At 59.4% G+C, this 26,653-nt stretch carries 25 protein-coding genes; 12 read left to right on the top strand and 13 right to left on the bottom strand.

Annotation, left to right across the window (positions count from 1 at the left end; all coding sequences use genetic code 11):
• Positions 1-242: 242 nt before the first annotated feature.
• Positions 243-1,088, top strand: a complete 846-nt coding sequence (locus tag RDA78_RS11395) for an enoyl-CoA hydratase/isomerase family protein (RefSeq protein ID WP_434055424.1) — start codon at positions 243-245, stop codon at positions 1,086-1,088.
• Between the two features lie 109 nt (positions 1,089-1,197).
• Here the strand turns inward: RDA78_RS11395 and RDA78_RS11390 are convergent, their stop codons facing one another.
• Together RDA78_RS11390 and RDA78_RS11385 are read right to left on the bottom strand one after the other, a co-directional pair.
• The gene (locus RDA78_RS11390; RefSeq protein WP_434055423.1) at positions 1,198-1,989 is read right to left on the bottom strand and encodes an SDR family NAD(P)-dependent oxidoreductase; all 792 of its coding nucleotides are present in this window, start codon (positions 1,987-1,989) and stop codon (positions 1,198-1,200) included.
• Positions 1,990-2,115: 126 nt separating this feature from the next.
• Positions 2,116-4,023, bottom strand: coding sequence for a propionyl-CoA synthetase (locus RDA78_RS11385; RefSeq protein ID WP_434055422.1), 1,908 nt, complete (start codon positions 4,021-4,023; stop codon positions 2,116-2,118).
• A 438-nt stretch (positions 4,024-4,461) separates the two neighbouring features.
• Here RDA78_RS11385 and RDA78_RS11380 point away from each other — a divergent pair, with 438 nt between their 5' ends.
• Positions 4,462-6,096 carry an acyl-CoA synthetase gene (locus RDA78_RS11380; protein ID WP_434055421.1) on the top strand — a complete coding sequence of 545 codons (1,635 nt, stop codon included), beginning with the start codon at positions 4,462-4,464 and terminating at the stop codon, positions 6,094-6,096.
• 62 nt (positions 6,097-6,158) lie between these two features.
• Here the strand turns inward: RDA78_RS11380 and RDA78_RS11375 are convergent, their stop codons facing one another.
• Positions 6,159-6,338 (bottom strand): YdcH family protein, encoded by a 180-nt coding sequence (locus RDA78_RS11375; protein ID WP_306144297.1) that lies wholly within the window; start codon positions 6,336-6,338, stop codon positions 6,159-6,161.
• A gap of 361 nt (positions 6,339-6,699) precedes the next feature.
• On the opposite strand from RDA78_RS11375, the gene RDA78_RS11370 reads away from it, so the two are divergent.
• From RDA78_RS11370 to RDA78_RS11360, 3 genes are all read left to right on the top strand, one after another.
• Positions 6,700-6,897: a YdcH family protein gene (locus RDA78_RS11370; RefSeq protein WP_434055420.1), complete on the top strand. Its 198-nt coding sequence runs from the start codon at positions 6,700-6,702 to the stop codon at positions 6,895-6,897.
• 122 nt (positions 6,898-7,019) lie between these two features.
• Positions 7,020-7,511, top strand: a complete 492-nt coding sequence (purE, locus tag RDA78_RS11365) for a 5-(carboxyamino)imidazole ribonucleotide mutase (protein ID WP_434055419.1) — start codon at positions 7,020-7,022, stop codon at positions 7,509-7,511.
• A gap of 24 nt (positions 7,512-7,535) precedes the next feature.
• Positions 7,536-8,627: a 5-(carboxyamino)imidazole ribonucleotide synthase gene (locus tag RDA78_RS11360; protein ID WP_434055418.1), complete on the top strand. Its 1,092-nt coding sequence runs from the start codon at positions 7,536-7,538 to the stop codon at positions 8,625-8,627.
• A 3-nt stretch (positions 8,628-8,630) separates the two neighbouring features.
• On the opposite strand, the gene RDA78_RS11355 is transcribed toward RDA78_RS11360, so the two are convergent.
• Positions 8,631-10,028, bottom strand: coding sequence for an MATE family efflux transporter (locus RDA78_RS11355; protein ID WP_434055417.1), 1,398 nt, complete (start codon positions 10,026-10,028; stop codon positions 8,631-8,633).
• 388 nt (positions 10,029-10,416) lie between these two features.
• Between RDA78_RS11355 and rpsU the strand changes: the two genes are divergently transcribed.
• The 3 genes from rpsU to RDA78_RS11340 all read left to right on the top strand — a co-directional run bounded on the left by rpsU (position 10,417) and on the right by RDA78_RS11340 (position 12,361).
• On the top strand, positions 10,417-10,644 hold the full coding sequence (gene rpsU, locus RDA78_RS11350) for a 30S ribosomal protein S21 (RefSeq protein WP_306144344.1): 228 nt from the start codon (positions 10,417-10,419) through the stop codon (positions 10,642-10,644).
• Between the two features lie 121 nt (positions 10,645-10,765).
• Complete coding sequence (locus RDA78_RS11345) at positions 10,766-11,668, top strand: tetratricopeptide repeat protein (RefSeq protein ID WP_434055416.1); 903 nt, start codon at positions 10,766-10,768, stop codon at positions 11,666-11,668.
• 108 nt (positions 11,669-11,776) lie between these two features.
• Entirely contained in the window at positions 11,777-12,361 is a 585-nt protein-coding gene (locus RDA78_RS11340) for an NAD(P)H-dependent oxidoreductase (RefSeq protein WP_434055415.1), read from the top strand.
• Here the strand turns inward: RDA78_RS11340 and RDA78_RS11335 are convergent.
• The 5 genes from RDA78_RS11335 to RDA78_RS11315 form a co-directional block, all read right to left on the bottom strand.
• On the bottom strand, positions 12,358-13,029 hold the full coding sequence (locus RDA78_RS11335) for an RluA family pseudouridine synthase (RefSeq protein ID WP_434055414.1): 672 nt from the start codon (positions 13,027-13,029) through the stop codon (positions 12,358-12,360). The genes RDA78_RS11340 and RDA78_RS11335 overlap by 4 nt on opposite strands.
• A 97-nt stretch (positions 13,030-13,126) precedes the next feature.
• Complete coding sequence (locus RDA78_RS11330; protein WP_434055413.1) at positions 13,127-13,408, bottom strand: aa3-type cytochrome c oxidase subunit IV; 282 nt, start codon at positions 13,406-13,408, stop codon at positions 13,127-13,129.
• A gap of 160 nt (positions 13,409-13,568) precedes the next feature.
• The gene (locus tag RDA78_RS11325; RefSeq protein WP_434055412.1) at positions 13,569-14,948 is read right to left on the bottom strand and encodes an ABC1 kinase family protein; all 1,380 of its coding nucleotides are present in this window, start codon (positions 14,946-14,948) and stop codon (positions 13,569-13,571) included.
• Positions 14,949-15,073: 125 nt separating this feature from the next.
• Entirely contained in the window at positions 15,074-15,967 is an 894-nt protein-coding gene (locus RDA78_RS11320; RefSeq protein ID WP_434055411.1) for a heme-dependent oxidative N-demethylase family protein, read from the bottom strand.
• Between the two features lie 21 nt (positions 15,968-15,988).
• Positions 15,989-17,815, bottom strand: coding sequence for a M3 family oligoendopeptidase (locus RDA78_RS11315; RefSeq protein WP_434055410.1), 1,827 nt, complete (start codon positions 17,813-17,815; stop codon positions 15,989-15,991).
• 186 nt (positions 17,816-18,001) lie between these two features.
• Between RDA78_RS11315 and RDA78_RS11310 the strand changes: the two genes are divergently transcribed.
• The gene (locus RDA78_RS11310; RefSeq protein ID WP_434055409.1) at positions 18,002-19,558 is read left to right on the top strand and encodes a sigma-54-dependent transcriptional regulator; all 1,557 of its coding nucleotides are present in this window, start codon (positions 18,002-18,004) and stop codon (positions 19,556-19,558) included.
• A 278-nt stretch (positions 19,559-19,836) separates the two neighbouring features.
• Positions 19,837-21,600, top strand: a complete 1,764-nt coding sequence (locus RDA78_RS11305; protein WP_434056137.1) for a DUF882 domain-containing protein — start codon at positions 19,837-19,839, stop codon at positions 21,598-21,600.
• A gap of 87 nt (positions 21,601-21,687) precedes the next feature.
• Here the strand turns inward: RDA78_RS11305 and RDA78_RS11300 are convergent, their stop codons facing one another.
• From RDA78_RS11300 to RDA78_RS11290, 3 genes are all read right to left on the bottom strand, one after another.
• The gene (locus tag RDA78_RS11300) at positions 21,688-21,954 is read right to left on the bottom strand and encodes a DUF2312 domain-containing protein (RefSeq protein ID WP_434055408.1); all 267 of its coding nucleotides are present in this window, start codon (positions 21,952-21,954) and stop codon (positions 21,688-21,690) included.
• Between the two features lie 131 nt (positions 21,955-22,085).
• Positions 22,086-22,382, bottom strand: a complete 297-nt coding sequence (locus RDA78_RS11295; RefSeq protein WP_434055407.1) for a DUF1244 domain-containing protein — start codon at positions 22,380-22,382, stop codon at positions 22,086-22,088.
• A gap of 34 nt (positions 22,383-22,416) precedes the next feature.
• Positions 22,417-23,226 (bottom strand): N-formylglutamate amidohydrolase, encoded by an 810-nt coding sequence (locus RDA78_RS11290; protein ID WP_434055406.1) that lies wholly within the window; start codon positions 23,224-23,226, stop codon positions 22,417-22,419.
• 494 nt (positions 23,227-23,720) lie between these two features.
• On the opposite strand from RDA78_RS11290, the gene RDA78_RS11285 reads away from it, so the two are divergent.
• Both RDA78_RS11285 and pyk read left to right on the top strand, forming a co-directional pair.
• Positions 23,721-24,140, top strand: coding sequence for a DUF1036 domain-containing protein (locus RDA78_RS11285; RefSeq protein ID WP_434056136.1), 420 nt, complete (start codon positions 23,721-23,723; stop codon positions 24,138-24,140).
• Positions 24,137-25,573, top strand: coding sequence for a pyruvate kinase (pyk, locus tag RDA78_RS11280; RefSeq protein ID WP_434055405.1), 1,437 nt, complete (start codon positions 24,137-24,139; stop codon positions 25,571-25,573). The genes RDA78_RS11285 and pyk overlap by 4 nt, the downstream gene beginning before the upstream one ends.
• A 47-nt stretch (positions 25,574-25,620) precedes the next feature.
• Here pyk and RDA78_RS11275 read toward each other — a convergent pair whose 3' ends face one another.
• Complete coding sequence (locus tag RDA78_RS11275) at positions 25,621-26,631, bottom strand: alpha/beta fold hydrolase (RefSeq protein WP_434055404.1); 1,011 nt, start codon at positions 26,629-26,631, stop codon at positions 25,621-25,623.
• Positions 26,632-26,653: the final 22 nt, after the last annotated feature.

Below are 26,653 nucleotides of genomic sequence, written 5' to 3'. Positions count from 1 at the left end.
TGCGTCCCGTTACCCGGGTTGGGCCTGTTTGCTGTGGCCAGCATGTGCCTCACCAGGATCACTCAGTGCCCTATTCATAGCAAAACCGGATTTCTGAAACCAGATATTGCCGGATTAAATACAAATCCAGATTGAATTACCTGTTGCTGTGTGAAGCGCCAAGCCTCCCCGGCGCTGAGCCGTCCTGGATCAGACTGCCGGGAACGAACCCAAGCATCGCTTTTTGGACAAGGAACGTCTCGATGAAATACGACAATTTCACAACCTTCGACGTGAAGGTGGAAGATGCAATCGCAACGGTAACCTTCGATTTCGGCACCGTGAACGTTCAGGGTCAGGAAATGCTGGCCGACCTGAACAGCCTGGCCATGCGGCTCGAACGGGACCGGGAAACCAAGGTCGTCGTCTTCCAGTCGGCCAACCCCGAGATCTGGGTCTGCCACTACGACACGGAGCTCCTGAAGGACATGTCCACCGAAGCGGTTTCCCGCGATGAGGCCGTGCTTCTCGACCTTCAGGCGGTCTGCGAACGCATCAGCAAGGTTCCGCAGGCGACGATCGCGAAGCTGGAAGGCTTCGCGCGTGGCGGCGGTCATGAGCTGGCGCTTGCCCTGGACATGCGCTTTGCCGCGCGCGGCAAGTTCAAGTTCATGCAGATGGAAGTCGGCATGGGGATCCTGCCCTGCGGCGGCGGAGCGTCACGCATGGCCCGCCAGACCGGCCTCGGCCGGGCCCTGGAAATCATCCTCAGCGCCCGTGACTTCGACGCCGACGAAGCGGAAGCCATGGGAACGATCAACAAGGCGCTGGAGCCCGACGAGATCGGTGCATATGTCGACAACCTGGCAAAGCGCATTGCCCAGTTCCCGGCCGAGTCCATCAATGCCTGCAAGCAGATGGTCTACGAATCAATCGACCGGCCGATCCAGGATGCGCTCAAGGCGGAGGCCTATTGGCTCTACCAGGCAACCAGCAAGACACCCGCCGTCAAGCGGTTCACGATCGCCGACGAACAGGGTCTCGAACACGACATTGAGAACCAGCGAATCTGGCCCGAACTGGTCATGAAGGTCCAGGAAATCAACTGACCGGTCGGGTGAGGTCCGAAACGGGCCCCTGAAAATGAAGATGGCCGCAGGCAGTCGCCGGCGGCCATCGTCCGGTCACCTGTGCAATTTCAAAGGCGAATGTTACCCATCAGTCCTCGTCAGGAACCGCAACGGTATAATTGAGCGGCATCCTGCCGCCGTCGGCCATGATCGTCTGGCCGGTGACATAACTCGCATCCCGCGACGCGAGAAACGCGGCAACCCCGGCAATTTCGGAAGGTTCGCCGATGCGCTGGAGCGGTGTTCGTGACATCACGCGTTTCTTCGCGGCCGGATCACTGTTCACCGCCGCAAGCATGTCCGTCATGATCGACCCCGGTCCGATGGCATTGACGCGGATGCCATGGGGCGCCAGCGCCAGCGCGGTTACCTTGGTCAGCTGTGACACCCCGCCCTTGGAAACGCAGTACGGAATCTGGTTTGGAATCGCGAGCACCGAGTTGATGGACGACATGTTGATGATGCAGCCGGGTTCGCCGCCATTTTCAACCTTTTCAACCATATGCCGGGCGACGGCCTGCGAACAAAGGAATGCGCCTTTCAGATTGACCGAAAGGATCCGGTCGAAGTCTTCTTCCTCCAGTTCCAGAAAGTCGGCTCCGCCGACAATGCCGGCGTTGTTGACCAGGATGTCGATATCGCCATAGCCGTTGAGCGTTTCCGCCACCATGTTGCGAACATCAAGACGCTCGCCGACATTGCAGTGGATGTATGTCGCATCGCCAAGGCTGCCGAGATCTTCGACCGCTTCCTCTCCCACCGCGTCGTCGATATCCGCGACAACCACCTTGGCCCCGTCGCTCACAAAGCGTTTGGCGATGGCGAAACCGATCCCTCTGGCTCCTCCGGTAACGATCGCAACCTTATTTTCCAAAGACACGAAAAACCTCACGGTTTACTGACCAAAAAGTGGCGCCGAAACACGCGCACGCCGGCCCGACCATAAGTCTCAAAGCCGGCGCTGTCGATGCCCGATCCGTTGCTCCAGTAACGGAAGTTTCGTGTTTCAGGCGGAAATCCCGTGTGATTTCAATGCGTCAGTGATCTCATCAAGGATCGCCGGATCATCGATCGTCGCCGGCATCTTGTAGCTTTCGCCATCAGCAATCTGACGCATGGTTCCGCGCAGGATCTTGCCCGACCGCGTCTTCGGCAACCTTTCAACCGTTATAGCGATCTTGAAGGCTGCAACCGGGCCGATTTTTTCGCGCACCAGTTTGACCAGTTCACGCTCGATGTCGGCATGATCCCGGTCGACTCCCGATTTCAGAACCACGAAACCGCAAGGCAACTGCCCTTTGAGTTTGTCCGCAATCCCGATAACCGCGCATTCGGCAACATCGGGATGCGTCGCCAGAACCTCTTCCATTCCGCCGGTAGACAGACGGTGTCCGGCAACATTGATGATGTCATCGGTCCGCGCCATGATCGAGAGGTAGCCGTCCTCGTCGATAATGCCGGCATCGGACGTCTTGTAGAAGCCGGGGAACTCGGCAAGGTAGGCATCGAAGAAGCGCTGGTCTGCATTCCAGAGCGTCGGCAGCACGCTCGGCGGGAGCGGCAGTTTTACCACGATGTTGCCCAGCGTGTTCGCCCCCAGCGGATGACCGGCATCGTCGAGCACCTGGACATCGTAGCCGGGCATCGGCACCGTTGGGGATCCCGGTTTGACCGGTAGTTGACCGAGGCCGAGCGGATTGCCGACGATGCACCATCCGGTTTCGGTCTGCCACCAGTGGTCGATCACCGGGATCTGCAGCTGATCGATCGCCCAGTTGACCGTTTCCGGGTCGGCGCGCTCACCTGCAAGAAACAGCGATCTGTACTGCGAAAGATCGTATTTCTTAATGAGCTCTCCTTCGGGATCTTCCTTGCGGATTGCGCGGAAGGCGGTGGGTGCGGTGAAGAGCGACACCACGTTGTGTTCGGATATGACGCGCCAGAAGACACCTGCGTCCGGCGTGCCTACGGGTTTGCCTTCGAACAGAACCGTCGTGCAGCCGTGAAGCAGCGGTGCATAACAGATGTAGGAGTGGCCGACGACCCAGCCCACATCCGACGCCGCCCAGAACACCTCGCCCGGCTGGATGTCGTAGAGATTGTTCATGGACCACTTCAGGGCGACCATGTGTCCGCCATTGTCGCGGACAACACCCTTCGGCTGCCCCGTCGTTCCGGATGTATAGAGGATGTAAAGCGGGTCCGTCGCCTTGACGGGCACCGGAGCGACGCTCCGCCCTGCCGCCCTGGCTTCATCCATCAGCTGTCCGAGATTATGGTCGCGGCCTTCGGTCATTTCTGCTTCCAGTTCCTCGCGCTGGAACACGAAACAGGATTCCGGCTTGTGCGCGGACAGCTCGATCGCCTGGTCGACAAGCGGCTTGTAGGCGATAACGCGCCCGGGTTCGATGCCGCACGAGGCTGCGATTATCGCCTTGGGCGAGGCGTCATCGATCCGGGTCGCCAGTTCGTTGGCCGCAAACCCTCCGAAAACGACGGAATGAATGACGCCGAGACGCGCACACGCAAGCATGGCCATCACCGCTTGGGGGATCATGGGCATGTAGATGATCGCCCGGTCGCCCTTCGTGAGCCCCTTGTCGGCGAGGACAGCCGCAAAGGCCTCGACCTCATCGAGCAGTTCCTCGAAAGTGTAGGTCGCCTGTCTGCCGGTGATCGGACTGTCGTAGATCAGCGCAGGCTGACCCGGGCGTCCGCGTTCCACGTGCCTGTCGAGACAATTGTAACAGGTGTTGCACTCCCAATCCGGATACCAGCGGCCGTATTGCCCCTGGTCCGGATCGAACACCGTGTCTGTCGTCGATATCCAGTCGATTTCGGCTGCCGCCGCCTTCCAGAAACCCTGGGGATCGTCTTTCCAGCCCTGGTAGACCTCGTGATACCGGCTTGCCATGTCAAATCCTCCCAAACAGCCGCCTCGGCAATTTGTGACTACACTGCTGTAAGACAAGACGGAAATGCAAGTGGGCTGGCGTAAGCAATTAGGTGGTCGGGTCTTTACGTAATCTCTCTGGAGTGCTTATTTCCGGCCTCCGATCCAGTCACCGAGACCAGTCCTTGCCGGTGTGCGGCTGATCAGGGTCATCAACGCGGAAACCTTCTACAAGCTCATTTACGTCTTCATGGGCCTGATCGGTGCCAAACTCACCTATGACGGTCTCACGAACCTGCTTGCCTGGTGAGGTGAATTTGAAGTTCGCATCATTGCTTCTGCAGTCTCTGAAGCGAACTTCAAGTTCACCGCACTAGGGTCAGATTCGCACGGGCGATTGCGCGGGACGGCGTTTCCGGATTTGATATTCAGAACAGGGCAATAACTGGGAGGAAAGTTATGGATGCCGGTCTCAGCCCCTTTGAACAGGGGCTCGACAAGAACACCGCAAACTTCGCCGCTCTGAGTCCGCTCAGCTTTCTGGCGCGGGCGGCCGACGTCTTTCCGGAAAAGATCGCCATCGTTCATGGCAGGCAGCGGACGGATTACCGGAACTTCTACCGCCGCTCCCGCCAGCTTGCCTCGGCTCTGACGGGGCTCGGCATCGGCAAGAACGACACGGTCAGCGTGATGCTTTCCAACGTCCCGCCAATGCTCGAGGCCCATTACGGCGTTCCGATGACCAAGGCGGTTCTGCATTCAATGAACACGCGTCTGGATGCCGCCATCATCGCGTTTCAGCTCGACCATGCAGATTGCAAGGTTCTGATCACGGACCGGGAATATGCTCCCGTCATGCAGGAAGCCCTGTCGATCGCCTCGGTCAAGCCAGTCATCATCGACTATTCCGATCCGGAATTTCCGCAGGACGGCGAACGCCTCGGATCGATCGACTATGAAGACTTTGTGCAATCGGGAGATCCGGGTTTCAGCTGGTCGCTGCCGGACGATGAATGGGACGCGATCACCCTGAACTATACCTCCGGAACGACCGGCAATCCGAAAGGTGTCGTGTATCACCACAGGGGTGCCTATCTGCTCGCGCAGGCCAACGTGATCACGGCGTCGATGGCGAAACACCCCGTCTATCTGTGGACGCTGCCGATGTTTCATTGCAACGGCTGGTGCTTTCCCTGGTCAATCTCCATCGTTGCCGGAACACATGTCTGCCTGCGCTGGGTCCGACCGCAGGCTATGTGGGACCTGATCGCCGATGAAAACGTCACCCATCTGTGCGGTGCGCCGATCATCATGTCCACGCTCCTGAACGCTTCGCCGGACCAGAAGCGGGATCTGGAACGCGAGGTGGAGTTCTTCACCGCTGCCGCGCCACCTCCCGAAAGCGTGCTTGCGGCCATGAAGACGGCCGGATTCAACGTCACGCACCTTTACGGACTGACCGAGGTCTACGGTCCGGCTGTCGTCAATGACTGGAAGTCCGACTGGGACGCCCTGCCGCTCGAGCAGCAGGCTCAGAAAAAGGCCCGTCAGGGGGTCCGCTATGTCGCGCTGGAGGACCTGAGGGTTCTTGACCCGGAAACGCTTGCGCCTGTTCCAGCAGACGGCACAACACTCGGCGAGGTGATGTTCCGCGGCAATGTGGTCATGAAAGGCTATCTGAAAAACCCGGATGCCACTTCAAGTGCATTTGAGGGCGGCTGGTTTCATTCCGGGGATCTCGGCGTCATGCACCCCGATGGTTATATCCAGCTCAAGGACCGGTCCAAGGACATCATCATTTCCGGCGGTGAGAACATCTCGTCCATCGAGGTTGAAGATGTGCTCTACAAGCACCCGGCTGTGCAGGCCGCAGCAGTTGTCGCCCGGCCCGACGAGAAATGGGGCGAAACGCCCTGCGCTTTTGTCGAACTGGCGGCGGGATCTACCGTTTCGGAAACGGACCTGATCGCGTTCTGCCGGGAACACATGGCAAATTTCAAGGCACCAAGGACGGTCGTCTTTTGCGAGTTGCCCAAAACATCCACCGGCAAGATCCAGAAATTTGCCCTGCGCGAACAGGCGAAACAACTCTGACATAAAACAAAATCGCCGCACATGGTGCGGCGATCCAAATCTTCCAAACAGTTATAAACTGTCTAGTGAAGCGTCTTGTCATGCCTTATTCGCTCAATCTCGTCCTTGATCTTGAGCTTTTGTCTTTTCATGTCGGCCAATTCCAGTGAGTCTGTACTCGGGTGCATCAGAGCGTCTTCGATTTTGCGCTTCATTTCCGCGTGACGGCGCTCAAGTTCTTCGAGATGCGACTGCATTGACATGGATAAACCTCCTGTCTGTTGGCTCAACATTACCATCGTGCCACATGAAATCTGGATTTGTCGATTGCAGATTCCGCATATCTGGACCATTTCGCCGACGAAATACGCATTCATGCAGCTATCCTTAGAAAACCCTAAAGAACGCCCATCGATTAACTGTCTAATATCGCACGATTTTTGCGTCTGTTTTCTTCGCCGGCTGAAGAAATCACGCTGTGAACAATTATTGGACAATTGCGGAGCTTTCCCGATCTGCATCGAACGCAAAGGCAGGTAGGCGACCGCGAAAGATGCCATCTTGCCCGCGACGGGCAAAATGGACTAGGACTTGATTCCTGGGCGTTGGGGAATAGAGGGCCACATGGACACGGATGCTTTGCGAATGGAGCTTGCGCAGCTTCGTCAGGAACACAGGGACCTGGACGTCGCCGTGCAGGCGCTTGCGGCAACATCGAACCATGACGTCCTGCAGCTTCAGCGCCTGAAGAAGAAAAAACTGCTGATCAAGGATCGCATCTCGGCACTCGAAGATCAGCTTTTTCCGGATATCATCGCCTAGTGCGGCCTTCCTGAAACGGCTGCGGGCGTTTTTGTCGGTATCCGCGGCTTTCCGGGGTTGCGATGCTGGACGCTCTGCCTATACTCCGCGCCTTTCTGAGCCCCGGGCATGTGGAGCAAGCAATGGCAAATGCGGATGTCGCGATCATTATGGGAAGCCAGTCGGACTGGCCGACGATGAAACACGCGGCGGACACGCTGGACCAGCTTGGTGTGAGCTACGAGGCCCGCATCGTCTCGGCACATCGCACGCCTCAACGCATGTATGATTTCGCGAGAGGTGCGAAGGCCGAGGGTTTCAAGGTGATCATTGCCGGGGCTGGCGGCGCTGCTCATCTTCCAGGCATGACCGCCGCGCTGACTCCGCTGCCCGTGTTCGGCGTCCCGGTTGAAAGCCGCACGCTGTCAGGCGAAGACAGTCTGCTTTCGATCGTGCAGATGCCAGGCGGCATTCCGGTCGGCACGCTTGCAATTGGCAAGGCCGGAGCCACAAATGCCGGACTTCTCGCCGCCGCGGTCCTCGCCCTCGGCGACCCCGCAATCGAGACCGCGCTTGACACCTACCGTGCTGAACGCACGGCCGCCGTGGCCGAGTTTCCGGCAGACGACAACTGAAACCAGGAACGCGAGACTTAGAAGATGAGCGACAAACGGCTTAGCCCGGGCGACACGGTTGGCATTCTTGGCGGAGGCCAGCTTGGCCGCATGCTTGCCCAGTCCGCCGCCAGTCTCGGTCTGAAGACACACATCTTCTGCCCTGATCCGCACAGCCCCGCCTTCGATGTCAGCGCAACCTTCACCATTGCGCCCTATGAGGACATTGATGCGCTGAACCGGTTCGCGGACGCCGTTTCGGTTGTCACCTATGAATTCGAGAACGTGCCCGGGCCAACCGCCGCGCATCTGGATGCGAAGGTTCCCGTGCGTCCGGGCGTGCGCGCGCTGGAAGTGTCCCAGGACCGCCTCTATGAAAAACGGTTCCTGTCGGAGACCGGCATTGCAATTGCCGGTTTCGCGGACATCAGTTCGCAGCAGGACCTGGAAAGTGCCCTGAAGGAGTTCGGCGGCAAGGGCGTTCTGAAAACCCGTCGTTTCGGCTATGACGGCAAGGGCCAGCTGATGATCCGCGAGCCCGGAGACGCTGACGGTGCCTTTGACCGGATCGGTGCAGTGCCTGCCGTCCTGGAAGCCCTGATCCCCTTCGAGTGCGAGGTCTCGGTCATCGTTGCCCGTGATCTTGACGGCACGTCCCGCAGCTTCGACATTGCGCGCAATCACCACGAAAACCACATCCTCAAGACCTCCACGGTGCCGGCTGGCGTGTCCGCCGCGACCGCCGAGAATGCCCGTGTCATGGCCGAGCAGATTGTTCACGGCCTGGATTACGTCGGTGTCATGGGTGTCGAGATGTTCCTCGTCAGGGACGAAACCGGAGAAAAACTGCTCGTCAACGAAGTCGCGCCGCGGGTTCACAATTCCGGCCACTGGACGCAGGATGCCTGCCTTGCCTCGCAATTCGACCAGCATGTCCGCGCCGTGGCGGGCTGGCCGCTCGGCTCGGCGGAACGGCACTCGGATGCTGTCATGGAAAACCTGATCGGATATGGTGTTGACGCATGGTCCGACGTCTTGAAGGACCCGGCCGCGCGGCTGCACCTTTACGGCAAGTCCGACACCCGCGAAGGGCGCAAGATGGGCCACGTCAATCGCATCACTCCAATCGCGGATTGATGCTCAGATCCGGACCAGACCAAGCTCTTCCCGGCGCGCAAATCGGAGATTGGCGAGAAGGGCGACGCTCGCCAGACCCCCGGCAAGTCCGAGCCACACACCGACGCCGCCCCACCCGGCCAGGAAGCCGAGCCCCAGCGACAGGCTGATGCCGACGACCCAGTAGCCGAAAAGCGCGTAGAACAACGGGATGGTTGTGTCGCCGAGACCGCGCAGATTGTTGACACCGATGATCTGCCCGCCGTCGGCAAGCTGAAACAGCGCCGCGACCAGCAGGAAAGAAACGCCGTAGGCAAGAACGTCGAGCGCTTCCGGATCTGCGAAATCGAGATAAAGTCCGATCAGTGTCTCGGGGATCGTCCAGAAAACGATCGCGAAGCACACCATGAAGAATGTGGTGACCCAGAGCGATGTCCACCCGGCCCGTCCGATGCCGGCCCGGTCACCGCGGCCTGCCGCAAGGCTGACACGCGTCATCGCCGCCATCGAAAGCCCGACGGGGACCATGAAAGTAATCGATGCGATCTGAAGCGCGATACCGTGCGCAGCCAGAGGCACCGTGCCAAGCCAGCCGATCATGATGGCCGAGGCGGTGAAAAGCGATCCTTCCGCCACGATCGTCAGCCCGATCGGTGTGCCGAGACGCAGGATCTGGAAAAAGACCGGCCAGTCGGACCGCCAGATACGGCCGAGCAGATTGTAGCGGCGAAGTTTCGGATGAAGCAGCGCGTAACCGAGCAGGAACAGGAAGGTGGTGGTCGCACTCAAGACAGACGCGAAACCTGCACCGACAAGCTCCATCCTAGGAAATCCGAAATGCCCGAAGATGAGCAGGTAATCCAGGATGGCATTGGCCACCGCGCCGGCGATCGTTGCCCAAAGCACGACCTGGGTACGCTCCATGACAGTCAGGAACCCGCGGATGGCCATGATCAGCAGGGCCGGCAGCATGGTCCATTGCAGAACCCGCATGTAAATGCCGGCAAGCCGCGCCAGCTCCGGTTCCTGGCCGAGCAGCAGAAGAATCGATTCGGTGAAGAACAGGATGATCCAGACCGGAACACAGAAAATCACGGAGATCCAGAACCCCATCCGCACAGCGCGCCTGAGGTCCCGTGGCCTGCGTTGACCGCGCGCCCTCGCGGCGAGCGGAATGACCGCCTGGAGGATCCCCATGCCAAAGAACCACAGGAGCATGTAGAAATTGAACGCGAGCACGGAGGCCGCAAGTTCCACGGCACCGAGACGGCCGATCATCAGGACATCGGTCGTGTTGATCGCGATCTGCGCCAGTTGCGCGCCGGCTAGCGGCATGCCGAGCGAAAGCGTCGGCAGGATGTCACTCTGCCACAACGACTTTGACTGCGCCGAATCGGGCTCCCTTGACGCGTGATGCGCCATTGCTTCCTCCAACAAACGGGGCGATGAACCGCCTTCTTGAATGAGGCATTTGGGTTCTGGTGAGAAAATCACCTCTAGTCTTCAATCGTCCTCCTGTCCATCATTCTTCTGCGCCGGCACGTGTTGTGAGCTCCGAATTCGCCCTTATTATTTGCGAATGGCTGTGGACAGGTGGTGCGCCCTCTGGTATGTACCGCCCTCATGTGAGCGACGCGTCAGCGGCGATCAGGTCTCTGTACACAAGTGAATGCATGGCAGCCCGTCGCTGCATCGGCGCTTCACGATGTGATTTCGGAACGATCGATTGAAGGGCTGGCAAGGCGTCTTTAATCAAGGTTTTAATTTGTCCGCGGGTTGGCCGCAGGGCATCGAGAACAGGAAAAAACGCGTGCAGGTTTTGGTTCGCGACAACAATGTCGATCAGGCGCTCAAGGCGCTGAAGAAAAAGATGCAACGCGAAGGCATCTTCCGTGAAATGAAACTTCGCGGCCACTTCGAAAAGCCGTCCGAGAAAAAAGCCCGTGAAAAGGCCGAAGCCGTGCGCCGTGCGCGCAAGCTGGCCCGCAAGCGTGCTCAGCGCGAAGGTCTGCTGCCGGGCAAGTCCGCTCGCCGCTGATAGCGGCTCGAGCGCACTTGGCTGAAAGGCCTCTTCTTTTCTGCAGATCTGCCGTAAAGCCGACCGGGTTCACGGTCGGCTTTTGGCGTTTTACAAAGAATTTGACGGGCGGAAACACCGTATGAAAACGGCAGCCACATTCCCGCCCTATTGGAGGTCGATGAACGGCATGTCCAAACGCTTGATTGTCAGAGAGCATATGTGCCGCATGCGCAAATTCCTGCCACACGCGACCCTGTTCGCCTTCGCAACGCTCTTGGCCGCGTGCAACACTGCCGGCGTTTATGACGGCGTGCCTGTCAACAAGTCTGCCGGCTCCTCGACCAACATCGCTTCGCTGACCGCGGTGATTGAGTCGAACCCTTCTGACGCAACAGCTTACAGCACGCGCGGCATCGCCTATGGCCAGGCCGGCAAGCTCGATCAGGCGATCGAAGACTTCGACCGCGCCCTGCAGCTCAATCCGCAATCCTACCAGACATATGCCAACAGGGCGCTCGTCTACCGCCGCCAGGGCAAGAACGATCTTGCCGTGTCCGACTACACGCGCGCCATTAATATCAAGCCCGACTACGACGTCGCCTATGTCGGCCGCGGCAACATCTATCGCCAGCAGGGCAATTACAACGCAGCCCTTGCCGACTTCAATTCCGTGATTGCCCGCGACAGCAGCGATGCGCGCGCGTTCTACAACCGGGGCCTGATCTACCAGGCACAAAAGCAGGACAGCCTCGCCATCGAGGATTTCGCAACCGCGATCGGCCTGAACCCCAAGGCGAGCGCGCCCTATATCGCGAGGGGCATTTCCTATCTCGCCGTCAACGACCCGAATGCAGCGTTCGAGGATCTGTCCATGGCGGTGAACCTCGACAGGGAATCGGCTGTTGCCTGGGCAAATCGCGGCCTTGCGCTGGAACTTCTCGGCAAGCCGAAAGACGCCCGCCGCAACTACTCCCGCGCCATGTCGCTGGACAATTCCAACAAGATTGCGCGCGAAGGCCTCGGCCGCGTCGGTCAGGGCTGACGATCGCTTCAAACGCGCAGCGTACCTGATCCAGATCAACGCGAAATCGTGCCCTCACGCTATCATTGAGACCTGCCTGCATCCGTTCTGAAACCGATGGAAGGTCCCATGAAAACCATCCTGATACTGGACGGCCATCCGGATCCGGACGACGGACATTTATGTCATGCGCTCGCGAAGGCATATGCGACCGGCGCGGATCGGGCCGGACACAGCTCGAACCTCGTCCGCATCGCGGATCTCGATTTTCCTCTTCTGCGCAAACCATCGGATTTCACCGACCGGCCGAGCCCGGAAACCGTCAGACCGGTGCGTGACACCCTGCTTGCAGCGGATCACCTCGTGCTGATCTATCCCCTGTGGCTGGGAACTCTGCCGGCCCATACCAAGGGCTTTCTGGAACAGCTTCTCCACTATGACACCGCGTTCGAACGCTCTCCGGACGACCGGTGGCCGAAGGGCAAGATGCGCGGAAAGTCGGCAAGGATCGTCCTGACAGCCGGGATGCCGGCCCTCGCCTACAGGATCTGGTACGGCGCACATAGCCTGAAGAGCCTGAAGCGGAACATCCTCGGCTTCGTCGGATTCAGTCCGGTCAGATCAACGGTCTTCGGCATGGTGGAACACGCCGAACCTGCCAAGGTCGGTTGCTGGCTGAAGAAGATGGAAATCTTGGGGCAGAAAGCCGTCTAGAACGGACACGGCGAGTGGAACGTGACCCGTTCGCCGCCGGTCGGGTGATGAAGCTCCAGGCTCTCCGCATGAAGCGCCAGGCGGCCTGATGCGGTCAGCGCATCTCCCTCGGCATAAAAGCGGTCGCCCAGGATCGGATGCCCGAGCGCCAGCATATGCACCCTCAATTGATGCGAGCGGCCGGTGTGGGGGAAGAGCCGGACGCGTGTGGTCCTGTCGGACCGGTCGATAACCTGCCATTTCGTGAGCGCCGCCTTGCCGTTTTCATGGCACACCATCTGTTTCGGGCGATTGGGCCAGTCGCAGATCAGTGGCAAGTCAACCTCACCAGTGTCTGTGTCCAGTTGCCCCCAGACGTCGGCGATGTAGGTCTTGCGGGTCTTGCGCCGCTCGAACTGCAGCCCGAGATGGCGGTGTGCAGCCGGGTTCATCGCCAGCACCATGACACCGGACGTATCCATGTCGAGGCGATGCACGATGCGGGAATTGGCGTGAACACCGCGGCACCGGCTTTCCACGCAGTCCGCGTGTTCGGGTGCCTTGCCCGGCACACTCAAAAGGCCGCTCGGCTTGTCGACGACGAGAAGGTCAGCATCCGCATGGATCACTGACAGGAAAGGATCCAAGGGAGGTTTGTAGTCGAAGAATTGAGGCATCGCGGTCGTCATGGCCGTTTTGCGCGCTTTCCCGATACACGAAAGGCGCAGTTCCGAACTGCGCCTTTGCAAAAAGTGGGCGTCGAGACGCCCGGAATTCGAAGCCCGTTCAGACCGTAAGGATCGCCAGGACAATCGTGAGAACGGTCACGGCGGTCGGCGGGATCCAGCCGGAATCGCCAAGGGCGAGACCGATGGCGGAAGCGACCATAGTGGCAATCAGCATCAGCCATCCGAACACGACGGCAGTGGTACCGCCGAAGCCGAACATGATAAGGCAAATGACGATGTTGATGACGGCGATGGTGCCAACTTTGGAAAAGTTGATGAAGCCTTCGTAAGTCCGCTCGTGCTCGTCATAGTCCATCGCGGGTGCGTTATCGTCAGACATTCTGATCCCCAAGAAAAACAACAGTTGGAAGACTTCTTACAATAAAGACTTCCCGGTCCGCAATGTCGGTGAACACATAATCCGACGGGTTTGACGCGACTTTTTGGCCTAGGCGTCACAAACGGGCGCGCCGAGGTAGGTTATGGCCCCGGCATACGGGTCAGGCGGCGTTCGAAGTTCCAGCGAGGCCAGCCGCGCGCAGCACGTCATCCTGACGCCGCCGCACCTTTGCCGCCTCGAACCCTTCGATTTGCTCATTGAACAGCTGGAAGAAGTTCAGCTGGGCACGCAGATGCAGGAAAACGCCACCAAGCCCGATTGCCGCGCGATCCATGAAGACGAACTCTTGCGGCACCGTGACCGGGCCGAGCTCCTTGAGCGCTGAATGCACCTTGAACGCTTCTTTGCGGCCGTACTCGGCGGCGGAGACACCGTCCGCGATCGAGCGCACGCGGTCGCTCAACAGCGGGCCGTAGATGAATCGAGCCCAGATATTCAGAACCTCGATGACGTCTTTCTTGAGGTTCTTGAAACCCCAGCGCTCATAGGCCGACACGACCCGGTCGTTGTCTTCCTCAAGCAGGCCGAGATAGAGATTCACCACGCCTTCGACAAAGGATTCCGGAAACACGCGGATACATCCGTAATCGAGCAGGTTGATGCCGGCTGGACGTCCTTCCTGTTCGAAAACGGTGTAATTGCCAAGATGCGGGTCGCCATGGATGACGCCATAATGGCTGAAAGGGTGCCACCACGCGTGGAACATGGTTTTCGCAAGGAGATTTCGGTCTTCCTGATCGTGTTCCTTGTAATCCAGGAGCGGCTTGCCCGTCAGCCAGCCCATGGTCAGGAGACGTCGCGTTGACAATTCGTCGACAACGGAGGGAACGCGCACCCTTTCGTAATCTGACAGGATCTCCTGATACATCGCGATATGCGCCGCCTCGCGCGCGTAGTCGAGTTCCTCACGAACCCTTGCGCTGATTTCCTTGGCGATTTCGCGCGTGTCGATCGCAGGGCTCATGCGCCTGTGCAGCGAAAACAGCATTTGCAGCTGCGAAAGGTCGGCTTCGACGGCAGAGGCCATATCCGGATACTGGAGCTTGCAGGCCAGCACGCGCCCGTCATGGGCGGTGGCCCTGTGCACCTGTCCAAGCGACGCCGCCGCCGCGGGCTCGCGGCCGAATTCGGCAAACCGGCTTTGCCAGTCCGCACCGAGTTCCGCGCGCATCCGGCGCTTGACAAAGGCCCATCCCATCGGCGGCGCACTCGCCTGGAGCTTCGCCAGTTCGGTTGTGTATTCGGGCGGCAAGGCGTCGGGGATCGTGGACAGGAGCTGGGCCACTTTCATCAGGGGGCCCTTGAGCCCGCCCAGCGCCTCGGCAAGTTCAGCCGCATTCTTGGCGTTGTCGAGATTCATCCCGAAGAACCGAGCCCCGGCGAATTTCGCGGCGATGCCGCTCATGTTCGTGCCGACCTTCGCATAGCGCCCCATGCGGGCAGTGAACCGGTTGCTCTCGCGGTCTTTTGACTGTGCCATTCGGCAAGCTACTCCCTACGGCTGATCTGATTTGCGCCATTCGGCCGGAAATCGATAGTCCAACACATATGACCTACGGCAAAGAAATCCAGCTGGACCAGTCGATGGAACGCCGCCTCTGAAACTTACATGCGCTCAAGCGTCTCGGCAATTTCGTCGCGGGCCCTGATCATTCCCTTGTAGTCGAGCTGGTCCGCTGTCAGGTCCATCAGCTGGGATCTGAGGTCCGATGCGATGCGTTTGCGATCCTCCTGCTCTGCCAGTTTCGCCAGAGGGTCATGATGGATCCGGATCGTGAAAACGATATCTCCGCTCTTGGGAAGCCTGCGCAACGTCTGACGCTCGACCCTTAGAAACAGCCTCGCCAGTGATTCTTCCGTGACCGCGAACGCAATGCCTTCCGGTATCGGGTGATGGAGGTTGTCATCCGGATAGATGGACCAGTTGAATCGGCACACCAGCTGGTCCGTCGCAAGGTTTTCAAACAGCCGCCCGACGACCTGTCCCATGCGCGCACCGTTGAAGTCCGGCACACCCTCATGGATCCCGGACATGGAGCGTCCGATTTTTTCCGAAAGCCGCCATGACGAGGGAAAACAGACCGACGCAGCGACGAGCCTGTATCCGTCCGGTCCTTCGCGCATGATCACCAGGTCTTCCTGGACGAGTTTGGACGCCGTCAGAAGTGCCGGCTCCTGCCCAAATGCAATCCTGCGCCCGGTCCCGATGACCGTCGCCGAACCTGCCTCGACCCGGTGCGTCAGGGGATGAAACCGCATCAGGTTGTCGGTGACAAGATCCAGCACTTCGCGCTGAGCTGCACACGTGTCCTCTTCGGCGCGGAACACGGCCCGCAGGTCTTGCGCAAAAAGCCTTTCCTTTTCCGCCAGATGCGCATCCAGGAACTGATCCGGTTCCAGCCAGGTCTCTTCTCCGATGGGCTTCAGACCGACGGTGAAGGGCCGGGTTGACCCGTCATAGGGACGATGCTGGAACGGTGGCTCTGGCGGCATTGGCATCGGGCGCGCGGTCCGTCTGCCTCAACTCTTGTCCAGCTCTTCCAGCTCATCGATGATCCGTTCGATGACGGAAAGGCCCTTTTTCCAGAAGTCGGGATCCGTGGCACTGAGGCCGAACGGTGCAAGAAGCTCGGAATGGTGCTTGGTGCCGCCCGCCTTCAGAAGCTCGAAATACTTCTCCTGAAATCCTGTTTCGGCATCTTCGTAAACCGCAAAAAGCGAGTTCACGAGGCAGTCGCCGAACGCGTATGCATAGACATAGAACGGCGAGTGGATGAAATGCGGAATATAGGTCCAGAAGGTTTCATAACCCTCGTTCAGCTTGATCGCCGGTCCGAGACTCTCACCCTGAACGGACATCCACAATTCACCGATCTTGTCCGCGGTGAGCTCTCCGTTGCGCCGCTCCGTATGGACCTTGCGCTCGAAGCTGTAGAAGGCGATCTGCCTGACCACCGTGTTGATCATGTCCTCGGCCTTGGACGCCAGCATGATCTTGCGGGTCTGTGGATTGTCCGCCTTTGCCAGCAGTGACTTGAAGGTCAGCATTTCGCCGAAGACACTGGCTGTCTCCGCAAGCGTCAGGGGCGTCGGTGCCATCAGCGGCCCGTTATGCCCGGCCAGAACCTGATGCACACCATGTCCAAGCTCATGTGCGAGTGTCATCACGTCGCGGATCTTGCCCTGGTAGTTGACCAGGACATAGGGATGGGCGCTCGGAACGGTCGGATGGGCAAAAGCACCCGGAGCTTTGCCCGACCGGGCCGGTGCGTCGATCCAGCCCTTGTCGAAGAACCTGCCGGCAATTTCCGACATCTGAGGCGAGAAGGCGTCATAGGCGGACAGCACCGTCTGCCGCGCTTCATCCCACGGGATCACCCTGGTGTCCGCTTCCGGAAGCGGCGCGTTCCGGTCCCAGCTGTTGAGTTGATCCGTCCCGAGCCAGCCTGCCTTCAGCTTGTAGTACCGGTGGGAAAGCCGCGGATAGGCATCGCGGACGGCGGCGACAAGCGCGTCAACGACATCCCGCTCCACCCGGTTGGCCAGGTGCCGGCTGTCGGCAATATCCTTGAAGTTTCTCCAGCGGTCGGAGATTTCCTTGTCCTTCGCCAGCGTGTTCGTGATCAGCGCAAAGGTTCGAAGGTTTCCCGAAAAGGTCTCGTTCAACGCCTGAAAGGCCTGACGGCGTTTGTCTGCCGACGGGTCGACCAGAAGATTCAACGTCGGTTCGATCGCAAGTTTTTCGCCTTCGACATTGAAGGTGAGCGCGGCCATCGTCTCATCAAACAGCCGGTTCCAGGCGTTGCTTCCCGTCACCGACTTTTCGTGAAACAGCTGTTCGACACGATCTTCCAGCTGATACGGTTTGCCCTTGCGCAGATCCTCGATCCAGGGCCGGTAGTGTTCAAGCTGGCTGTCACCGAGTGCGGCATCTACGGCCGCGTCGTCGACGGTGTTCAGTTCAAGACCGAAGAACAGAAGATGGGAACTGGCCGTGGTAATCTGCTCCTGCACGTCGCCATAAAATTTCTGCGCTGCCGGATCGATGGTGTTGCCGGCATAAACCAGGCCCGCGAAAGAGATTAGCCGCCCCATGAGGTCTTCCAGGTCCTCATACGCGCGGATCGCCGTCACGAGAGCCGGCACGTTGTCCTTCGCCAGTTCCGCCAGGCGGCCCTTGTAGGAGGCCTCGAACGTCTTGGCGCGTTCAAGGCTTTCCTTGAGGTCACGCTCGATCTCAGGGGCATCCATGGCGGCATAGAGATCTGTCAGATCCCACTCCGGCAAGGCACCAAGATCGGAGGAACCTGCGGACTGAGGAGCATGGACAGGGTGCGGAAGAGGCATGTTGAACTCCGGTGAGAACCTGCCCGAATGGGCAGCTGGCACGTGGTTTCCCGATATGTAGGACGGCCAAGCATCGCCGTGCAATTCAGAAAACCGAAATTTTTCATTTGTCAGGGACGATTTATTTACCCGATTGCGACCACAATGGATCGAAACGAGACAATTTCAAGTGAACTGAACCGGCCCATGCAAGCAACCAGTGGTAAAATTCTCATTGTCGACGACGACCCGATCCAACGCCGGCTTCTTGAAGAAGCGGTGAAGAAATTCGGCTATCGCTCGAAAACGGCGGAAAACGGCGTCGAGGCGATGCAGATCATGAACGGTCCGGAGGCGAGCGAGATCGACCTCATCATCCTGGACATGGTCATGCCGGAACTGGATGGCATGGGCGTTCTGGAACAGTTGCGCGGCAACAAGAATGCGACACCGGTTATCGTTCAGACAGGTCACGGCGGTATAGACACCGTCGTCAGCGTCATGAATGCGGGTGCGCAGGACTTCGTTGTCAAACCCGTCGCGCCCGAACGGCTGAATGTCTCGATCCGGAACCTTCTGAAAACGTCCGCGCTTGAAGACGAGATCACGCGCTTCAGGAAACAGGCATCCGGCACGCTGACCTTTGCGGATATCATCACGCACTCTGCGGCCATGGAACGCGTTATCAGCCTCGGAAAGCGCGCTGCCGCCTCCAACATTCCGATCCTGATCGAAGGCGAGAGCGGTGTCGGCAAGGAGATGATCGCGAGCGCGATCCAGGGATCCAGCGACCGCAGGTCCAAGCCTCTCATCGCCGTCAATTGCGGCGCCATTGCCGAAAACCTCGTGGAATCGATCCTGTTCGGGCACGAAAAGGGTGCCTTCACAGGTGCCGTCGACAAACATGTCGGCAAGTTCCAGGAAGCCCATGGCGGCACCCTGTTTCTGGACGAGGTCGGTGAACTGCCGCAGGATGTGCAGGTCAAACTCTTGCGCGCGTTGCAGGAAAACGAAATCGACCCGATCGGCGCGCGCCGGCCGGTCAAGGTGGATTTCCGCCTGATTTCGGCGACCAATCGCCGCCTGATCGATCAGGTCAAGGAAGGGGTCTTCCGCGAGGACCTTTACTACCGGCTGAATGTGTTCCCGATCTGGATTCCGCCGCTGCGCGACCGGCGCGAGGACATCCCGGCACTGACCCGTCATTTCCTGGCGCGTTTTGCTGCCGAGGAGGGCAAACCGCACGTCGCCGCAGTGAGAAGCGACACCGTGGCAATGCTGCAGGACTACCACTGGCCCGGCAACATCCGCCAGTTGGAGAACGCAGTGTTCAGGGCTGTTGTCCTGTGCGACGGCGCGCAGCTTACCATCAACGATTTTCCGCAGGTCGCGGCCGCCATCGACCAGCCCGTAACAGAACCGGTGGCGCCGCCGCAATCCGCAGCCGTTGTGAGCGGCCAGGTCCCAGGTCATGCAGCGGTAAACCTACCACCGGAACCTCATCCGGCCGAGACCCCGGGGGCGGCGGCCTCTCCTGCCGGGTTCGAGTTCGCGGCTCCTTTCGGCTTCATGCGCAATCTTGACCACGAGGGTCATGTCAGAAAGCTCGCCGACATTGAGGAAGAGTTGATTCGCGCCGCCATAAATCACTATTCCGGCCGCATGACCGAAGTGGCCAAACGCCTTGGAATTGGCCGGTCCACACTTTATCGAAAGCTGAAGGAATACGGTCTGGAGGACGACGACAAGAATGCCGCAGCCTGAATCGGGTCACGATTCAGGCACCATCCGTCAAATGGACGATTTTTTGACGCATTCTGCCCTTATCCAGCCTTGTTGCAGGGTTTTTTCCGGTTTGCGGGCATGTCGTTGCATTTGTGCTACGATTTCAAGGCAAGCGAATTTAGGGTAAAAACTTCTTAACTTGCAGCGGATAGTATTTGGCTCCTGCTGGGGAGCAAGGGATGGGCGCGAGCCCTCAAAAAACGGCGAGATAGAGATTGCGTAACCGATTTTTTGATTTCGGCGCCGTCGATTGGCTGATGCGAGCAGCGGGGGTTGCAGTTGCATGCGTGATCACGCTTGCCTGCATCACGACAATTGCACACGCGCAGACCCGTACGCTGAAGCTTTACAACACCCATACCAAGGAGCGTGTCTCGATCACGTTCAAGAAGAACGGTCGCTACATTCCGGGCGGCTTGCGCGAGATCAACCGCTTTCTGCGCGACTGGCGCCGCAACGAGATCACTAAGATCGACCCGGAGCTTCTCGACCTGATCTGGGAAGTGTACCGCGAAGTCCGCGCCAGGGATCACATCTACGTCGTCTCCAGCTATCGTTCGCCAGCGACCAACAACATGTTGCGCAAGCGCTCAAGGGGTGTCGCGAAAAACAGCCAGCACACGCTCGGCAAGGCCATGGATTTCTATATCCCGGGCGTAAACCTTGCAAAGCTGCGCGCAGCCGGACTGCGCAAGGAGGTCGGCGGTGTCGGTTACTATCCGCGCTCCGGCTCTCCCTTCGTGCATATGGATACCGGCCGCGTCCGCCACTGGCCGAAGATGAGCAGGTCGCAACTGGCGAAAGTCTTCCCGAATGGCAAGACGCTTCATATTCCCTCGGACGGCAAACCCATGAAGGGCTACAAGCTGGCGCTCGCGGAATCCAAGTCTGGAAAACGCCGGTCAATCACCAAGCCGACCATCGTCGCTTCCAGCCGAAACGAAAATGCGAACAATCGCGGCCTCAATACGCGCGATCAGAACCTGACAGCTCCCGGCAAACCGATACAGACGGCTGCTTCAGGCAGCAACGAAAAGCCGGCAAATGCGGAAAGCAGCGGCGGCAGCCTCTTTGCGGGCCTCTTCAGGGGCGGTTCCAGAAACGAGGATGAGGCGAACCGGGGCGGTACGACCAGCAACCGGACCACCACCGCGCGTGTTTCGCCGGTTATCAAGAATCCGCCGGTCCCGGCACCCAAGTTCCGGGCAACACCTCCAGCGGACGCGGCTCCGGAAGTTGTTCTTGCCAGCGCGTCGCCCGGAGCCAAGCCGGCGCCCGCAGGCCCGGTCCCGCCGCAATCAATCGGCACACCCCCTGCACCGAACACGCTGGACGCGCAACGATTTGCGCTTGAGAGCGGGCAGACAGTTGCCGCCAACGAGGCGATCGATTCCAGGTTCCAGGTCGCTGCCCTGCCCGGCCAGAAACCTGACAGGGGTCTGAGCGAAGCAGCGAAGATAGCCGCGGCACAACTTGGCATAGACGAGGGAGCGGCGCCGACCGCAGCGCCACAGACAGACGATCCCGTTGCCGCAATCGCTGCCGCCACCGGAACCGCGGCACCATTCCCGGCGCCCGCGCCACGCCCGGAGGCAACGCTTGCCTATGCATCTGCAACCGCCACGCCGCCTGTCCTGAACAGGTCGCTTCGCGCAAATCCGGGATTGCAGCGGCAGGCTGACGCCACTCAGCCTGAAGCGGCAACGGCGGGCGATCGCCCGGCCCGGGCCCAGCCGTCACTTTCGGGCCGCATCCCCCGAAGCCAGATCGTCGATCCGATGGCCGGTTTTGCAAGCTTGCCGGACAAATCCGAACCGGCCCTCTTGTCGGGAGCAGGAACCACGAGGCACCAGAAATTCGCGCTGCTCAGCCATCCGAACCAGCGCCAGCTGAAGAACGTGATGACGCCGGGCAACCGCTTTGTTTCGGCAAGCTTCGAACAGGCACCCTACGGGGCGCTTCGTACCGACAGGTTCGACGGTCCGGCAATCGTGGTCCTGCCGGTGCGCTACGCGCGATAGCCGGCTCCAAAATCGCTGTTTCAATAAAAAAAGAGCGGTTCGAGACCGCTCTTTTGTTTTTCGGAGTGCCGTTTTGGCCGGTAAGGCTCAGCTCTCCGGTTCCGCTGTACCGGCCATGCCGAGAGCGTGCATGTAGAGATCGAGAACGGCCTCTTCCTCTTCGCGCTCATGCGGTTGCTTCTTGCGCAGCGACACCACTTTGCGCAGGATCTTCACGTCGTAGCCGTTGCCCTTCGCTTCCGCGTAAACATCCTTGATGTCGTCGGCGATGACCTTCTTTTCTTCTTCCAAACGCTCGATGCGCTCAACAAATGCCCGCAGCTGATCAGCTGCAACACCACCCGGATCGGACATGTATTCTGGTCTCCTTTTTCATTCTTCTTGATGGCTCAACGAGCCCGTTCCGGGCGAAACTGCCCACCCGGATAACTTGATAAATGCGGTCGCAACGCACCGCTGCAGTCAGACACTCAAAGCATGACCATTCAGTGCTGCGGCTTGTTCTTGTCGAATGCCGCTTGCTGGTCTGCCGTCGCCTCGGTCTGGTACTTGTCTTTCCACTCGCCATACGGCATGCCGTAGACAATTTCACGGGCGTCCGCCTTCTCCAGCGAAATGCCTTTTTCCTGCGCCGCGTCCTGGTACCAGTTCGACAGGCAATTGCGGCAGAAGCCGGCAAGGTTCATCATGTCGATGTTCTGGACATCGGTCCGGTTCCGCAGGTGGTCCACAAGACGCTGGAAAACCGCGGCCTCCAATTCCTGTTTCGTTTGATCGTCCATCGCAACGGGTTCCTTCGCTGTGAGTCTCTGACAGTCAGTGCGCGTCGCTTCGGGAACTGAAGTGCCTGATTTCCCTGCATGCACTCCGGTTCGCAATGTCGCGCAGGATCGGCGCCAGCCGTCCGGCCCATTCCATCTGGCCGGCGTGATCCTCAATCAGGTCCTGCCTCAGTTCCAGCAGAACATGAGCCAATCCGCGACACGTACCATGCCGGTACATCGTGTCGTTCTTGAGAGCGCCGTCATAGGGCTCGTTGTCGCCGATGACAAGATCGTCCTGCGCTCTCAAACCGGTCAACATGGGTTCGACGGCGCGCGCGTCCAGGTCCCAAAGGACGGTTGCGTGCCAGGGCCTGGGTGCGCCCCGCCAGATCGGCGTAAAGCTGTGGATGGATACGATGACGGGGGGCGCTGCGACGTCGATCATCGCATCCAGGGTCTGGTCGATCAGATCGTGATACGGCTTGTGGAACTGTTCGATGCGGAACGCACGCTCGGCTTGGTCCACACGGGCATTGCCGGGCACGACGGCGCCATCGGACAGGCGCATGATCAGCGTCGGGTCGTCCTCGCCCCTGTTCGGATCGATCAGCAACCGGGAGAAGGTCGAAAGGCAGGCCGGTGCGCTCAGCTGCTTTGCAAGTTCGAGCGTGACCGCACGCGCGCCGATATCGTAGCCGATGTGGCGCTCGAACTGCTCCGGCGCCACGCCGAGATTTCCGTAGCCTGGCGGCACGGCGTTGCGGGCGTGGTCGCACAGAAGCAGGAGTCCGGACTTCAGGTCGCCAGTCACATATTCCGTCGGCCGAAAAATCTCACTCGCTATCGCTGCTGTCTGTGTCATGTCTCGCTACGTGGAAAATTGGTGAGCGCAGAATGCGGTCGACGACAGCTTTACGTCAAACCGGGGGAAGAACCAAGTCAGAATCCGCAAAAGCCAGAAGATCCTTCCGTCCCTTTGCCACCTGTGCCCGATTTCATGCAAACTTTGGAAAACTCTGTGAATTCACGGCGCTTTCGCAGCGCCGAAGCGCATTTGTATACGCTTTATTGACGGCTAACATCTATCAGCGGGGAAACCGCCATGTTCCCGCCCCATTTCTGGCCACATAGGTGTCCTTATCGTTCCCGCGGGCAGATTTTGTTGAACGGTTTCTGTAAACACGGTTGGGTGGGTGCCTGCACATTAACCTGTTAACGACGTTGACAAGACCCTGTTGTCGACGCAAAAAGCGAATGTCAGTAAAGCAGCAAAGTGAACGACTGCATATGTATGAGGTTGGGGAACGATACCAAGGATGGTCTCGGGCGCGCGTCAACGCGCCTTTGAGGGCAGTCATGGTCGCTGTCTTTACATTGCTGTTTTTCTCAATATCCAGTGACGACGCACATGCCGATTTGCGGCTCTGCAACAAGACGGACAGTCAGGTTGGCGTGGCGATCGGCTACAAGGACAAGAGCGACTGGGTCACCGAAGGTTGGTGGAACCTCGCCTCGAATTCTTGCGAGACGCTGGTACCGGGCTCCCTGGTGTCACGATACTATTACATCTACGCAGTTGATTACGACCAGTTCGGCGAATGGGGCGGCCGTGCATTCATGTGCACCCGCGAAAAGGAATTCACCATTCGCGGAATTGAAGACTGTGTGGCTCGTGGCTTTGAGCGGACAGGCTTTTTTGAAATCGACACGGGTGAGCAAAGCAGTTGGACGGTCCAACTGACCGAACCCGTGCAACAAGGAACAGGTGGGCGATGAGGCGAAACCGGCGAGTGAAAATACTAGCAACTCTCGGCCCCTCTTCCTCAGAACAAGACATCATAGAAAACCTGTATCGCTCTGGAGCGGACGTGTTCCGTATCAACATGAGCCATACAAACCATGATCGTTTGGCACTGCTCGTTGAGCGAATCCGTTCTGCTGAGGAAAAGATTGGGAGACCGATCGGCATTCTGGCCGATCTGCAAGGTCCGAAACTGCGTGTCGGCACGTTTTCCGACGGCCCCGTGATGTTGGAAAACGGGGCAGCCTTCACGCTTGATGCTGACTCATCGGGCGGGGACATCAACCGCGTGCATCTTCCGCATCCGGAAATCCTGGAAGCACTGGAACCCGGTCACCGGCTGCTGCTGGACGACGGAAAGATCCAGCTGAACGTGAAAGAGGCCAGCGCGACGAAAGCTGTGACCGAAGTGGTCGTTGGCGGAAAGCTGTCCGACCGCAAGGGCGTGAGCGTCCCGGACTCCGAAATCGCGACAAGCGCGATGACGGAAAAGGATCACAAGGACCTGATCGCGGCGCTCGACCAGAAGGTCGATTGGGTCGCGCTTTCGTTCGTGCAGCGGCCTGACGATCTCGCCGAAGTCCGCAAGATAACGCGCGGACGCGCCGGCGTTCTGGCCAAGATCGAGAAACCGCAGGCCATCGGCCGCCTGGACGAGATCATCGAACTGTCGGACGCGATTATGGTTGCACGCGGTGACCTTGGGGTCGAAATGCCGCTGGAACAGGTTCCAGGTCTGCAGAAACGGATCACGCGCGCCTGCAGACGCGCCGGCAAGCCGGTCGTGATCGCAACGCAGATGCTTGAATCCATGATTTCGTCACCGGTTCCCACCCGAGCCGAAGTCTCGGATGTTGCGACCGCGGTCTTTGAAGGCGCGGATGCCGTGATGCTGTCGGCAGAATCGGCCGCCGGGGACTTCCCGGTCGAGGCTGTCTCGACCATGGACAAGATCGCGCATCAGGTCGAACAGGACAACAATTACCGCACGATCATCGATGCTCAGCGGGCGGAACCTGAAGCAACAGGAGCGGATGCGATTTCCGCAGCGGCCAGGCAGATCGCGGAAACGCTCAATCTCGCGGCGGTCGTCTGCTACACGACATCCGGCGCCACCGGGCTGCGGGCGTCACGCGAGCGCCCATCCTCGCCTGTAATCGTTCTGTCCCCCGTCCTGGCGACGGCTCGCCGCCTGTCTCTCGGCTGGGGCCTTCATTGCGTTGTCAGCGAAGACGCCTCCAACGAAGAGGACATGATCGACCGTGCCTGCCGCATCTCCTATTCCGAAGGATTCGCCAAACCGGGCCAGCGCCTGATCGTGACCGCAGGTGTCCCGTTCGGCACGCCCGGTTCCACCAACATGCTGCGGATCGCCTTTGTCGGCAACGACGGCCAGGGCGGAATTTGACACATTAATTGTTTGAAACGGATACCGGGCGGCTTCTTGCTGCCCGTTCAGACGTGGCTGCCGATATCGCCTCTGGCATTCCCCGGCACCGCCGCCTCTCCTTTGCCTTCGACCCTGCGAACGAGTTTCAAAAGGGCTTTGGCAATGTCATCGGTATGTGTGTGGTGGGGCATGTGACCGGCCTGGTCCAGCATCAGCAGCTGCGCGTTCGGCAAATCCCGCAAGAGGCCTTCGCAATGGATCGAAGGCCAAACCACCGTATCCTCAGTTCCGCTGACGACAAGCGTGGGCTGCTGCAGCTTGGAATAAGACCGGGACTGACGGATGAGTGCCGGCTTGAGCAAAGCGATCTGGCGCGAATTGGCGCGGAAGGATGCCGGCCTGAACAAGAGCGGCAGCCTGATCCCGGCGAAGTAATCCTGCGGTGCGCGGTCGGGAAGAAACACGTTCGTCATGGCGCTCGGCACGAGCAGACCGCCAACGGGAAGCGTCAGGGTCCAGCTGAATAGTGCACCGATCACGGGCAAGGCGGCCAGGTTGTAGTACCAGTTCACACCGCCGGGCCATTCATGGCTGACGGGTGCGAGAAACGCCAGGCCCTTCACCCTCTCGGGCGCGGCAAGACCAAGCGCTGCCGTCACGGCGCTGCCGAGGGAATGCCCCACGACGATCGCCGTTTTGATCTCCAGCGCCTCCAACAGCCGTCCAAGGGCGGAAGCTTGTCCGTCCGGCAGGTCCGAACCGCTCTTGGAACTGACGGAAAAACCGAGGCCGGGCCTGTCAACGAACAATAGCGAATGATGGCCTTTGAGTGCCTCCAGGAACGCCAGCTTCATGTCATAGGCATTGCCGCTCGCGCCATGCAGGAAAACCAGCACAGGAGCCGTTTCGTCCTGTCCCGGATGCCGGTAAAAATGGTAGTGGAGTTTGTTGCTGTCAGCTTCGAAGAAGCTGCCATCAGGCTGATAGCGGCGCTTGATAACCCTGACCTGCAACAGCGTGTAGAGGAAGGCGCCCAGGAACAGGGCAGCGACGAATAGAAATGCGATCAAGACCATGGCGGGAACATAGTTTGCGCCG

Source organism: Roseibium sp. (genome assembly GCF_051016195.1).
In the GTDB taxonomy this organism is placed as follows: Bacteria; Pseudomonadota; Alphaproteobacteria; order Rhizobiales; family Stappiaceae; genus Roseibium.
The sequence above is the reverse complement of the archived record's forward strand: the minus strand, read 5'-3'. Positions and strand labels throughout refer to the sequence as shown.

Bases quoted from the DNA above. Each gene is read 5' to 3' on its own strand.
- RDA78_RS11375 (WP_306144297.1), bottom strand. From the start codon at position 6,338: ATGTCAATGCAGTCGCATCTCGAAGAACTTGAGCGCCGTCACGCGGAA.
- RDA78_RS11310 (WP_434055409.1), top strand. From the start codon at position 18,002: ATGCAAGCAACCAGTGGTAAAATTCTCATTGTCGACGACGACCCGATC.
- RDA78_RS11370 (WP_434055420.1), top strand. From the start codon at position 6,700: ATGGACACGGATGCTTTGCGAATGGAGCTTGCGCAGCTTCGTCAGGAA.
- RDA78_RS11335 (WP_434055414.1), bottom strand. From the start codon at position 13,029: ATGACGACCGCGATGCCTCAATTCTTCGACTACAAACCTCCCTTGGAT.
- pyk (WP_434055405.1), top strand. From the start codon at position 24,137: ATGAGGCGAAACCGGCGAGTGAAAATACTAGCAACTCTCGGCCCCTCT.
- RDA78_RS11355 (WP_434055417.1), bottom strand. From the start codon at position 10,028: ATGGCGCATCACGCGTCAAGGGAGCCCGATTCGGCGCAGTCAAAGTCG.
- RDA78_RS11275 (WP_434055404.1), bottom strand. From the start codon at position 26,631: ATGGTCTTGATCGCATTTCTATTCGTCGCTGCCCTGTTCCTGGGCGCC.
- RDA78_RS11305 (WP_434056137.1), top strand. From the start codon at position 19,837: ATGCGAGCAGCGGGGGTTGCAGTTGCATGCGTGATCACGCTTGCCTGC.
- RDA78_RS11325 (WP_434055412.1), bottom strand. From the start codon at position 14,948: ATGGCACAGTCAAAAGACCGCGAGAGCAACCGGTTCACTGCCCGCATG.
- RDA78_RS11340 (WP_434055415.1), top strand. From the start codon at position 11,777: ATGAAAACCATCCTGATACTGGACGGCCATCCGGATCCGGACGACGGA.
- RDA78_RS11385 (WP_434055422.1), bottom strand. From the start codon at position 4,023: ATGGCAAGCCGGTATCACGAGGTCTACCAGGGCTGGAAAGACGATCCC.
- RDA78_RS11330 (WP_434055413.1), bottom strand. From the start codon at position 13,408: ATGTCTGACGATAACGCACCCGCGATGGACTATGACGAGCACGAGCGG.
- RDA78_RS11320 (WP_434055411.1), bottom strand. From the start codon at position 15,967: ATGCCAATGCCGCCAGAGCCACCGTTCCAGCATCGTCCCTATGACGGG.
- RDA78_RS11315 (WP_434055410.1), bottom strand. From the start codon at position 17,815: ATGCCTCTTCCGCACCCTGTCCATGCTCCTCAGTCCGCAGGTTCCTCC.
- RDA78_RS11380 (WP_434055421.1), top strand. From the start codon at position 4,462: ATGGATGCCGGTCTCAGCCCCTTTGAACAGGGGCTCGACAAGAACACC.
- RDA78_RS11345 (WP_434055416.1), top strand. From the start codon at position 10,766: ATGAAAACGGCAGCCACATTCCCGCCCTATTGGAGGTCGATGAACGGC.
- RDA78_RS11395 (WP_434055424.1), top strand. From the start codon at position 243: ATGAAATACGACAATTTCACAACCTTCGACGTGAAGGTGGAAGATGCA.
- purE (WP_434055419.1), top strand. From the start codon at position 7,020: ATGGCAAATGCGGATGTCGCGATCATTATGGGAAGCCAGTCGGACTGG.
- RDA78_RS11290 (WP_434055406.1), bottom strand. From the start codon at position 23,226: ATGACACAGACAGCAGCGATAGCGAGTGAGATTTTTCGGCCGACGGAA.
- RDA78_RS11285 (WP_434056136.1), top strand. From the start codon at position 23,721: ATGGTCGCTGTCTTTACATTGCTGTTTTTCTCAATATCCAGTGACGAC.
- RDA78_RS11295 (WP_434055407.1), bottom strand. From the start codon at position 22,382: ATGGACGATCAAACGAAACAGGAATTGGAGGCCGCGGTTTTCCAGCGT.
- RDA78_RS11300 (WP_434055408.1), bottom strand. From the start codon at position 21,954: ATGTCCGATCCGGGTGGTGTTGCAGCTGATCAGCTGCGGGCATTTGTT.
- RDA78_RS11360 (WP_434055418.1), top strand. From the start codon at position 7,536: ATGAGCGACAAACGGCTTAGCCCGGGCGACACGGTTGGCATTCTTGGC.